Annotated in this window: 8 protein-coding genes and 1 pseudogene; 4 read left to right on the top strand and 5 right to left on the bottom strand. The window is 60.5% G+C overall.

The genetic code is table 11. The features are described from left to right. Positions 1-710 precede the first annotated feature (710 nt). From FFS64_RS25390 to FFS64_RS31345, 3 genes are all read right to left on the bottom strand, one after another. Positions 711-2,201 (bottom strand): aldehyde dehydrogenase family protein, encoded by a 1,491-nt coding sequence (locus FFS64_RS25390; protein WP_137807615.1) that lies wholly within the window; start codon positions 2,199-2,201, stop codon positions 711-713. A 118-nt stretch (positions 2,202-2,319) separates the two neighbouring features. Beyond that, positions 2,320-2,709 (bottom strand): cytochrome c family protein, encoded by a 390-nt coding sequence (locus FFS64_RS25385; protein ID WP_137807614.1) that lies wholly within the window; start codon positions 2,707-2,709, stop codon positions 2,320-2,322. Positions 2,710-2,975: 266 nt separating this feature from the next. Then, complete coding sequence (locus FFS64_RS31345; protein WP_171017133.1) at positions 2,976-3,338, bottom strand: hypothetical protein; 363 nt, start codon at positions 3,336-3,338, stop codon at positions 2,976-2,978. Between the two features lie 556 nt (positions 3,339-3,894). Here FFS64_RS31345 and FFS64_RS25375 point away from each other — a divergent pair. The 3 genes and pseudogenes from FFS64_RS25375 to FFS64_RS32300 all read left to right on the top strand — a co-directional run bounded on the left by FFS64_RS25375 (position 3,895) and on the right by FFS64_RS32300 (position 7,397). Next, positions 3,895-5,217 (top strand): hypothetical protein, encoded by a 1,323-nt coding sequence (locus FFS64_RS25375; RefSeq protein WP_137807612.1) that lies wholly within the window; start codon positions 3,895-3,897, stop codon positions 5,215-5,217. 53 nt (positions 5,218-5,270) lie between these two features. Beyond that, positions 5,271-6,542 (top strand): annotated as a pseudogene (locus tag FFS64_RS32305) (HAMP domain-containing protein); the annotation flags it as partial. A 24-nt stretch (positions 6,543-6,566) separates the two neighbouring features. Beyond that, positions 6,567-7,397: a methyl-accepting chemotaxis protein gene (locus FFS64_RS32300; RefSeq protein ID WP_371917514.1), complete on the top strand. Its 831-nt coding sequence runs from the start codon at positions 6,567-6,569 to the stop codon at positions 7,395-7,397. A 132-nt stretch (positions 7,398-7,529) separates the two neighbouring features. Here FFS64_RS32300 and hpaC read toward each other — a convergent pair whose 3' ends face one another. Then, positions 7,530-8,042, bottom strand: coding sequence for a 4-hydroxyphenylacetate 3-monooxygenase, reductase component (hpaC, locus tag FFS64_RS25365; protein WP_137807610.1), 513 nt, complete (start codon positions 8,040-8,042; stop codon positions 7,530-7,532). Between the two features lie 262 nt (positions 8,043-8,304). On the opposite strand from hpaC, the gene FFS64_RS25360 reads away from it, so the two are divergent. Next, complete coding sequence (locus tag FFS64_RS25360) at positions 8,305-8,934, top strand: response regulator transcription factor (protein WP_095193566.1); 630 nt, start codon at positions 8,305-8,307, stop codon at positions 8,932-8,934. 137 nt (positions 8,935-9,071) lie between these two features. On the opposite strand, the gene feaR is transcribed toward FFS64_RS25360, so the two are convergent. Next, positions 9,072-9,992: a transcriptional regulator FeaR gene (feaR, locus tag FFS64_RS25355; RefSeq protein ID WP_137807609.1), complete on the bottom strand. Its 921-nt coding sequence runs from the start codon at positions 9,990-9,992 to the stop codon at positions 9,072-9,074. Between the last annotated feature and the right edge of the window lie 139 nt (positions 9,993-10,131).

The raw sequence follows: 10,131 nt of genomic DNA, 5'->3' as shown, positions 1-10,131 counted from the left end.
CGGTCATGGCGACTATTGGTTCCGCCCTTACGGCGAGTCACTTGGAAAAGCGTCAAGTAACCAAGCGCTCTTGCCCCACCACTCGGTGCCTCGCCCAGGCTCGGCATGCCCTCACTCCGGCATTGCTCCGTGGGCCGCCGCGATGGGCCATCCTTGGCCCAGCGCGGCTAACCCGGCGTCCTGCCGGGTTACCCACGGAGCAATGCCTGCGTTCGGCCATCGTGGTTTAACGGGGCGCCTGGATCAAAAGCAAACGCGAGGCGGCCTGACAGCCGACCTGGCTTTGGCAGATGTGCTCGCTCCCACATTTGGATCGCGGACAGCTTTGCAATGAGGTCGGCTTTAAGGCCGCCTCGCTTTGGCTTTGGCTTTGGCTTTTGATCTTCTTGCCACCTCGAGAGGCCGAGTGGAGGTTCTGCGCAGTGGGCAACCCGGCATGGATGCCGGGTTAGCCGCCCCCGGCCATGGATGGCCGATGGCGGCGGGCCCACGGAGCAGGACCGAAGCGAGGGCATGCCGAGCCAGGGTGAGGCACCGAACGAAAGGGGCAAGAGCGCTTGGTTACTTGGCGCTTTTCCAAGTGACTCGCCGTAAGGGCGAAACCGCCAGCCGCCGTTACTGAAACAACGGATATGTACACCGTCTCGCCCCATCACAACAGCACTACACCTGAGGTGTGAAACCCACTCACACCCCAAGTGACCACGCCATCAATGCGCGATACACACCGACTTCAGCTCGGTATAAGCCTCGATCACTGCACGCCCGAACTCGCGGCCCATGCCCGATTGCTTGACGCCACCGAACGGCATCGCCGGGTCGAGCAACACGTGGGCGTTGACCCACACCGTGCCGGCTTCGATGCGCGGCACCAGGTTCATCGCCTTGCCCAGGTCGTTGGTCCACAGGCTGGCAGCCAGGCCATAGCGGTTGTCGTTGGCCAGGGCGATAACCGCGTCTTCATCATCGAACGGCATCACACCCAGCACCGGGCCGAACACTTCTTCCCGGGCCACGGCCATGCGGTGGTCGATGTCGGCGAGGATCGTTGGCTGTACGAAGAAGCCCTCACCTTCCAGCAACTCTCCACCAGCCACCACCCGCGCGCCTTCACGACGAGCCAGTTCGATGTGCTTGAGTACGCTTTGTTGCTGCTTGCGCGACACCAGCGGGTTGATCGCCGCGTCGCAGTTCATGCCAGCGCCGATCGGCATGGCCGATACCGCTGCCGCCAGCGCTTCCACAAACTTGTCGTGGATCGAACGGTGCACATAGAAACGCGATGCTGCGGCGCATACCTGACCGTTGTTCAGCAGGCCGCCGAGAATTGCGCCTTGCACAGCCTTTTCGATGTCGGCATCGGCGAGCACGATCATCGGGTTCTTGCCGCCCAGTTCCAGGGAGAAGCGCGTCATGTTTTCCATGCACGCCACGCCGACACTCTTGCCCACGGCGGTGGAGCCGGTAAACGACACTTTGCTCACCAGCGGATGCGAAGTCAGCACGCCACCGACCGAAGCCCCGCCACCGGTGACCACGTTGAACACGCCCGCCGGGATGCCCGCTTCCAGTGCCAGTTCTGCCAGGCGCATGGCGGTCAGCGGCGTTTCCATCGCCGGTTTGATGATCACCGTGCAACCGGTGGCCAGCGCCGGCATCAGCTTCCAGGCGGCGATCAGCAGCGGAAAGTTCCACGGCACGATGCCGACCACCACGCCGACCGGTTCACGCTGGGTGAATGCGGTGAACTTGGCACCCGGCGGCAGCGGGATCGACACATCGAAGGTCTGGCCTTCGATCTTGGTCGCCCAGCCGGACATGTAGCGCATGAACTCCACGGTGGCGTTCAGATCCAGCGCGCGGGCCATGTTGATCGACTTGCCCTGGCTCAGGGTTTCCAGTTGCGCCAGCTCTTCGGCGTGTTCTTCCACCAGCCGGGTGAAGTTGAGCAGGATGCGTTCACGGTCGGCCGGACGCAGCGAAGACCAGACACCGGACTTGAAGGCCTTGTGCGAAGACTGCACCGCTTGTTCAACGATCTCCAGCGGTGCATCCAGGGTCTCACACAGGGTTTGCCCGGTGGCCGGGTTGACCACGGCAATGCGCTCGCCTTCGGCAAACACCCACTGACCATCAATAAAGCAGCCATGACGGCGGTCGAGGAATGCAGCCACCTGCGGCAGGATTTCAACGTTGCTCATAAATCACCTTCATTCAAATGTGGGAGCGAGCCTGCTCGCGAAAGCGCCCTTAAAGGCGGTGCAAGATTCAAGGCAAGCCAACTCCTGCGGGGTTTCGATAAGCCAGATAACCGGCCGCTTAGTGTTGTTCTTTGAGGTAGCACACCACCGCCTGACGATCGTCGGCAGAGGCCAGGCCCATGTAAGGCATGTAGGTTCCTGGCACGAAAGCCTGGGGTTGAGTGATCAGTTGCTCGATGTTCTCGGCCTGCCAGTCGATGTTTTTGCTGCGCATCGCCTGGGAATAGTTGAAGCCCTCCAGCGAACCGGACTTGCGCCCCATCACACCCGCCAGATTCGGCCCCATCATCCCGGCCATGCCCTTGCTCACCGAATGGCAGACGCCGCATTCATTGGCGAACACCTCGGCGCCACGCTTCTGCACCGGCGAGCAATCGGCAGCCGACACGGCTTGCGCCAGGGTGAAAGACAACAAACCGATGAGGGGCAAACGCAGGGCGGTAAACATAAGAAACGACCTTGAAAATCCACGCGCTCGTCACGCAGACGAACGCCAACACAGAAAGCGCCGGGGCAACGGAGCCCCGGCAGGTTGGCAAGGATTGTCGATGGTCAGGCAAACGCAGGGTTTGCCCTGCGTGCCAGTTGTGTTGGCGGGGCTGCCAGATCGCTCTCCCCCTGTGGGAGCGAGCCTGCTCGCGATGGACGTCAACGATAACGCGCACAGTCTGAATGACCGCGTTGCCGGGCCTTTTTTCTCGAGCAGGCTCGCTCCTACAGGTCATCGTCAGTTTGTGATATCAAGCCGTAAAACAATAGAACTTCGTCAACTTCAGCTTTTGAAAGCCTTGTTTTTTTTTGCTCATTTATTGCCAACAACAGCGGTGAATCCTGCGTTCTTGATATCTCGCCCCTTGAAATCACAAAACCATCAACAGGAAGATTGAGTATCTCGAACTTGTGTGGATATAACTTCATGACAATCCTTTCCATGACTGTTCTGTTCAATGCCAGAACAACCCTGCCGAATGGGCGTTGAATCCCTGCCCGCATCCCTGAAACCTTCGACTCCAGGCGGACAAGCACTGATTTCCAACTCATCGTCGTAATTGAAAAAGCTGTCACGCGAAAAGTCATTCGTCATTGCTGAATACCCGTCGATTAGAAAAGTTGTCGAAACTATGGTTATTATTTTTCGCACGAAGTTACAAGCAGGTATTTTTTCAAACGTAGGAAATTTCACTCAAAACCAATAGATAGTTCTCACAAGAAAACAGGAAGTGCTATTCACCTAAAACCGTGACACAGGTTACTTGTCGAATCAGGCAACTGTGGGAAGCAGTAAGAACTTTCCTTCACCATCAAAAAAGCGCTCCGTCCTAACCGACTTTCCTCTCAATAAAAAACGACGAACGGTAATTTCAACAGCACCACGATTTCCCTGTAGGAGCTGCAGAAGGCTGCGATCTTTTGATCTTGATCTTCAGGGCCGTCAGGCCACCAAAAGATCGCAGCCTTCGGCAGCTCCTACAGAGATCGCAGCTCGACGAACCTCTGTGCCATCACCCTGCCATGCAATCTGGCATGCACAACCAACTAATTGGCAAACAGGCAAAAGGCCAAAAAAAACGCGGCCCTTAGTATCTAAAAAGACCGCAACCCTGCGCCTAAGAACAAGAACGGATGTCATGCCATGCTCAAGTTTCCCTTGCTTCGACTTTCCACGCTCGCGCTGATGATCAGTGCCGGGCAGGCCGGAGCTTATGAACTCTATGCCGATGACGACAGTCACCTGAACGCCACCCTGGAAGCGGTTTTCGGCATTTTCCATAGCCAGGAAAACTACGCCCTGTCGGGTCGTCTCGACGAAGGTTCGTCCTCGTGGCGCGAGGGTTATATCAAGTACGGCCTGGCGTTCGACCAGGGCCTGGGCGGTGTCGGTACTGCTTACGGTGCGGCGAACATGCTCAGCTCCGGCACTTGGGGCGACGGCGATGCCGCCGGTTTCAGCGACGGTTCGGAACGCACCACCAAGTTCGAAGATGCCTACCTCGGCTGGCGTTCGGCCGATCTGTTCCCGGTGCTGGGCAGCGACGGGATCGACCTGTCCTTTGGCCGCCAGTACATCTTGATCGGTGACGGTTTCCTGATTAATGGCGACGCGCTGAACCTGGGCAAAGGCATTGCCGACGGTGAGTTCAACCGGGGCGGCGCTTACTGGCTGGCCGCGCGCAAGGCGTTCGACGAGACCGCCGTGTTGCGTATCGGCGGCAAGGAAGGCTGGCGCAGCGACCTGATGTGGCTCAAGTCCAACAACCGCTCCCAGGCCAAGACCGAAATGTACGTCGGCACCCTGGAACACGTGTCCGAAGCCGGCACCGTCGGCCTGACCTACATCGACACCACCGACATCGACGAGCAATACGCCTCGCCGATCCAGCTTGAACGCGACGGCATGAAGACCTACAGCCTGCGCGCCACCGGCAATGCCGGGGTCAAAGACCTGTTCCTGTCCGGCGAATACGCCAAGCAGGACAAGCCCCACTCCTCCGACGAAGACGGCTGGTACCTGGAAGCCGGCTGGACCTTCTCCGACGTGACCTGGGCGCCCTATGTCAGCTACCGCTACAGCCGTTTCTCGGAAAACTACGACACCCTGTTCTACGGTTTCAGCCGTGGTTTCGGTACCTGGTTCCAGGGTGAAGTGGCGGGCAACTATGCCGGGCCGTTCAACAGCAACTCGCGCATCCAACAAGTGAAGTTCAGCGTCTCGCCGCTGGAGAACCTGAGCGTGGGCGTGATGCATTTCAACTTCGACACCATCGACCGCAACCTGGGCAATACCGACGGCCGCGAAACGGACCTGTATGCCGAATGGCACGTCAACGATCACCTGAGCATCATGCCGCTGATCGGCCTGTTCCAGCCGGACAAGAGCGCTGACCAGGGCGGCACGCAGCTGGGCAACAACGACAAGAACCTCTACAGCCAGGTGATTTTCGCCAGCACTTTCTAAGCCCGATCGGGGCAGTGGCGCATCCGCTGCCCCCATGGAAAAAGGCCTTTCCAATGCAGAAAAAATTCCTGACGATCCAGAGCAAGATCGCCCTGCTTGCCGGCCTCTGCCTGTTGTTGGTGGTGGGTTTGCTGATGGGCCTGTCGCTTTACCAGACCCACAAAAGCAGCCGGCAAGTAGCCGAGGCCAGCAGCGAAATGCTCGCCGATGCGGCCAAGGAACACATGCAGGCCCTGGGCAAAGTGCAGGCCATGCAGGTGCAGCGCACCTTCATGCAGACCCATGAATTTGGCCAGGGGCTGTCGCGATACTTACTCTATCTGCGGCAACTCCAGCACCAGGGGACGCTGACCCGCCCACAACTGCGCCAGGCGTTGAGTACCCAGCTTCACCAGGCCCTCATCGACAAGCCCGACCTGCTCGGGCTTTACGTCATTTTTGAACCCGACGCGCTGGACGGTGCCGACGCCGGTTTCGTCGGCAAGGCGGATCTGGGCAGCAACGAAACCGGGCGTTTCTCGCTGTACTGGGTGCAGAGCAAGCCCGGCGAGCTGCAAGCGGTGATCGGTGATGAAGGCCTGCTCGCCAACACCGAACCGGGGCCGAGCGGCGCACCCTACAACGCCTTCTACACCTGCGCCCGCGACACCCGTCAGGCCTGCGTGCTGGAACCCTACTTCGACGAGGCGTCCGGCAGTCGCAAACTGGTCACCAGCGTAGCCTTCCCGCTGCTGGAAAACGGCAAGGTCATTGCCGTGGTCGGCCTCGACATCAACCTCGCCGCGCTGCAAAAGAACAGCGAAGCCAGCGCCCTGCAACTGTTCGATGGCCATGGCCAGATCAGCATCGTCAGCCCTCGTGGCGTGATCTCCGCCAACAGCCAGGACGTCAGTCGCCTGGGTCAACCGATGGACAGTGCCGAGGTGATGGACGCCTTGCGCCAGGGCCAGCCAAAAGTCTTTGTCGACCCGCAGCAGATCAAGGTGCTCGAACCGCTGGCACCAATTGCCGGTGCCGCGCCCTGGAGCGTGCTGGTGGGCGTTGCGCAGGACGTGCTGCTGGCACCGGTCACCTCCCTGCAAAAGCAACTCGACGCCCAAGGCGTGCAAAGCACCGCGCTGGAACTGCTGCTCGGCGGCGGCTCGGCCCTGCTCGGCCTGCTGTTGATCTGGTACACCGCGCAGCGCATCACCCGACCACTGCAAGTGTTGACGCGGGTCATGGAGGATATTTCCCTCGGCGAAGGCGACCTGACCCGGCGTCTGCAAGTGCAATCGCGGGATGAAATCGGTCAGCTGGCGACGGCGTTCAACCGGTTTGTCGAGCGTATCCATCAGTCGATTCGCGAAGTGTCCTCGGCGGCTCTCGGCGTCAACGAAGGGGCTCGTCGCGTGCTGGAAGCGTCCAATTCATCGCTGAGCAACTTCGACGATCAATCGACCCGCACCAACAGCGTGGCGGCTGCGATCAATCAATTGGGCGCCGCCGCCCAGGAGATTGCCCATAACGCCAGCGATGCTTCGCACCAGGCATCCAACGCCCGGCAACAGGCGGAAGACGGGCGTCAGGTGGTGCAGCGCACGATCGAGGTGATGAACGAGCTGTCCGGGAAAATCAGGGCATCGTGCGCCAACATCGAAGTACTCAACGACAAGACCGTGAACATCGGGCAGATCCTCGAAGTGATCAAGGGTATCTCCCAGCAGACCAACCTGCTGGCGCTCAACGCCGCCATCGAAGCGGCCCGCGCCGGTGAAGCCGGGCGCGGTTTTGCCGTGGTGGCCGATGAAGTGCGCAGCCTGGCCGGACGCACCCAGACCTCGGCGCTGGAGATCCAGCAGATGATCGAGGAACTGCAAGTGGGCGCCCGGGACTCGGTCACCACCATGACCGAGAGCCAGCAGCACAGCGAGGAAAGCGTCAACATCGCCAACCTCGCCGGCACCCGCCTGGGCAGCGTGACCCAGCGCATCGGCGAGATCGACAACGTCAACCAGTCCGTCGCCGCCGCCACCGAAGAACAGACCGCCGTGGTCGAGGCCCTGAACGTCGACATCACGCAAATCAACACCCTCAACCAGCAAGGCGTGGAAAACCTGCAATCGACCTTGCGTGCCTGTACCGAGCTGGAACAGCAGGCGGCGCGGTTGAATCAGTTGGTGGGGAGTTTTCGGATCTGACAATGGCGGTGCCTGGTACACCGCCTTCGCGAGCAGGCTCGCTCCCACAGTTGATCATCGTCGTACACAAATTCCGTGAGTACCGAAGATCCCTGTGGGAGCGGGCTTGCCCGCTCCCACAAGATGCTGTCTTCAGCAAACAGCCCCTGCATGCTCCAACCGATGAAACAACCGGTTGAAGTACACCAGACTATCGCCCTGCTCCCGCACGCCGACCTTCTCCAGTTCCACGAACATCACCGAATGCGACCCCACCTCCTTGCACTCGCTGATCCGCCCTTCCAGCTGCACCAAGGCGTCGCGCAGCACCGGCACGTCGGCGGCGCCGTCGTCCCACAGGTCCCAGGCGAAGCGCTCGGCCATCGGCACCTTGGTCATGCCGGCGAAGTGGCGGGCCAGTTCTTCCTGCTCGCCACACAGCACGTTGACGCACAGCCGGCCGTTGGTGCGGAACACGTCGTGGGTGGCGCTGTTGCGGTTGACGCAGACCAGCACGGTGGGCGGCGAATCGGTCACCGAGCACACGGCGCTGGCGGTGATGCCGCAACGACCGCCAGGGCCGTTGGTGGTGATGATGTTCACCGCCGCAGGCAACTGCGCCATGGCGTTGCGAAAGTCGATTTGCTGCTGGCTCAGGTCGGCCATGTCGATGCCCCTTCCTTCAGGAGGACCGCTTTGAGGCGGCCCGTAGGTGATGGAACAAGACTAAGGCCGGGCGCTGCGCCCAACCATTCTGACGATCCCCACGTAGAGGTAGGCTTTCCGCTAGTCGACTAGGTGGTTTCTTTATCGCAAGGGCCGGCCACAGTGGGTATTCTGCTACTTGGCTCCAAAAAGATGAGCCAATGTCCGCCGCGCGTGCACGCGAGCGAAAACAATAAATAGAAAATTTTCGTGGCAGCCCCTGATGCAAACCCGCAAACCGATTGTTTACATCGTTGACGACGACAAGGACCTGCGCACCTCGCTGGCCTGGTTGCTGGAGTCGGTCAGTGTGCAGGCGCAGTGCTTTGCCGGTGCCGAAGAATTCCTCAGCCAGTACGACCCCAAGCAACCGGCCTGCCTGGTGCTGGACGTGCGTATGCCGGAAACCAGCGGTTTCCAGCTGCAGGAAATCCTCAACCAGCGCGGCAGCACCTTGCCGACCATTTTCGTCTCGGCCCATGGCGATATTCCGATGTCGGTGACGGCGATGAAGAACGGCGCGCTGGACTTCGTCGAGAAGCCCTACAACCCGCAGCAGATGATCGACCGCATCCAGGCCGCGCTGAAGACCGCCGTACACGCCCAGGCCGACCAGGAGCAGCGCCAGAACCTGCAAGGCAAACTGGCACTGTTGACCAGCCGCGAGCGCGAGGTGCTGATGCTGGTGATCGATGGCAAGGCCAGCAAGGTGATTGCCCGGGAGCTGAACATCAGCGTGAAAACCGTTGATGTTCACCGCACCAAGATCAAGGAAAAGATGGGCGTGACCAGCATCGCGATGCTGGTGCGCGAGGTGCTGCACTTGCCGGCGGAGGAGCCGGCGCGGCATTGAGGGATCTGCGGCGGTCATGAGGCCGCCATCGCGGGCAAGCCCGCTCCCACAGTGATTGGTGTCGTACACAAAATTTGTGAACACCATCAATGCCTGTGGGAGCGGGCTTGCCCGCGATGGGGCCAGCCCATCCAGCGTCAATTCTGGTTATAGCGCTTGCGATAGGCACCCGGCGACACACCAAAGCGCGATTTGAACGCCGAGGAAAAGTAGCTGGAATCGGAAAAGCCCCAGGCATAACACAGTGCCGACAGCTTCTGCTCGACATCACTGCGACGCAGGTTTTCCGCGCAGAAATCCAGGCGCCGGTGCTTGATGTATTGCGCCACCACCAGCCCGCGCTTGGAGAACATCCGGTACAACCCGCGCACCGACACCCCCACCTCCCGGGCAATCAGTTCGGGGCAGAGCGCTTCGTCGCTGATGTGTTCGTCGATAAAAGCGATGATCTTGCGGAACTGCCGCTCATGCATATCGCCATTGCTGTCGCGGGCGCTGACTCCCGGTAGCAGCAGGCTGACCAGGGCGTCGAGCACAGCCTCGCTTTCCTGCATGTCCAGACCTTCCTGCTGGCGAGTCTCCAGCACCAGGCGGTTGGCCATGGCCGCCAGAGGATTATTGGCCGCGATGCGCGTGGCGCAATTGACCGCCGTGAAGTGCGAGCCGCGCTCGACCACCTGGCGCGGCAGGATCAGCGACAGCTGTCGGGAGTCGTCGTTGTAGGTCATGTCGCTCGGGCGGCTGGCGTCGATCAGGGCGATGTCGCCACAACCCAGTTGCGCACGGTTGTCGCCCTGCTCGAGGTGCGAACTGCCGCGCATCTGGAACACCGCGTAGTAGTGACCGTCGCTGCTGGTGCTGACATCCTTGCTGCTGCGGTACAGGTGCACGTGCGCCATGTCGACCACGCTGAGCTTGATCGCGCCGCTGCGAAACTCCGCCAGCTCGCCATAGAAATCGGTGTCCAGCGCGCGGGCGTCGAAACGCCCGCAAGCCTGGTTAACCTGGCTCAGCCAACTTTCGAACGCCTCATTGCGCACCGCCGATGCTGTAATCATGTCCGCAAAGCCTCACGTTTTTGTTGTTATTTTTCGGCCGCTTCGTCGAGCGGCTCGCTAAAAATCTTTCGTACTCCAGCCATCACCTCCCTCGATGGCCGCCGGGCACCCATTCAACAGGCTCCGGCGTCGGCTTTCC

This window comes from Pseudomonas sp. G(2018) (genome assembly GCF_005502415.1).
Taxonomy (GTDB): Bacteria; Pseudomonadota; Gammaproteobacteria; order Pseudomonadales; family Pseudomonadaceae; genus Aquipseudomonas.
This window is presented reverse-complemented; position numbering and strand designations above follow the sequence as displayed.

What these genes read in the sequence shown, in the direction of transcription:
- hpaC (WP_137807610.1), bottom strand. Translation starts at nt 8,042, where the DNA reads ATGGCCGACCTGAGCCAGCAGCAAATCGACTTTCGCAACGCCATGGCG.
- FFS64_RS25375 (WP_137807612.1), top strand. Translation starts at nt 3,895, where the DNA reads ATGCTCAAGTTTCCCTTGCTTCGACTTTCCACGCTCGCGCTGATGATC.
- FFS64_RS25385 (WP_137807614.1), bottom strand. Translation starts at nt 2,709, where the DNA reads ATGTTTACCGCCCTGCGTTTGCCCCTCATCGGTTTGTTGTCTTTCACC.
- FFS64_RS25360 (WP_095193566.1), top strand. Translation starts at nt 8,305, where the DNA reads ATGCAAACCCGCAAACCGATTGTTTACATCGTTGACGACGACAAGGAC.
- feaR (WP_137807609.1), bottom strand. Translation starts at nt 9,992, where the DNA reads ATGATTACAGCATCGGCGGTGCGCAATGAGGCGTTCGAAAGTTGGCTG.
- FFS64_RS25390 (WP_137807615.1), bottom strand. Translation starts at nt 2,201, where the DNA reads ATGAGCAACGTTGAAATCCTGCCGCAGGTGGCTGCATTCCTCGACCGC.
- FFS64_RS31345 (WP_171017133.1), bottom strand. Translation starts at nt 3,338, where the DNA reads ATGACTTTTCGCGTGACAGCTTTTTCAATTACGACGATGAGTTGGAAA.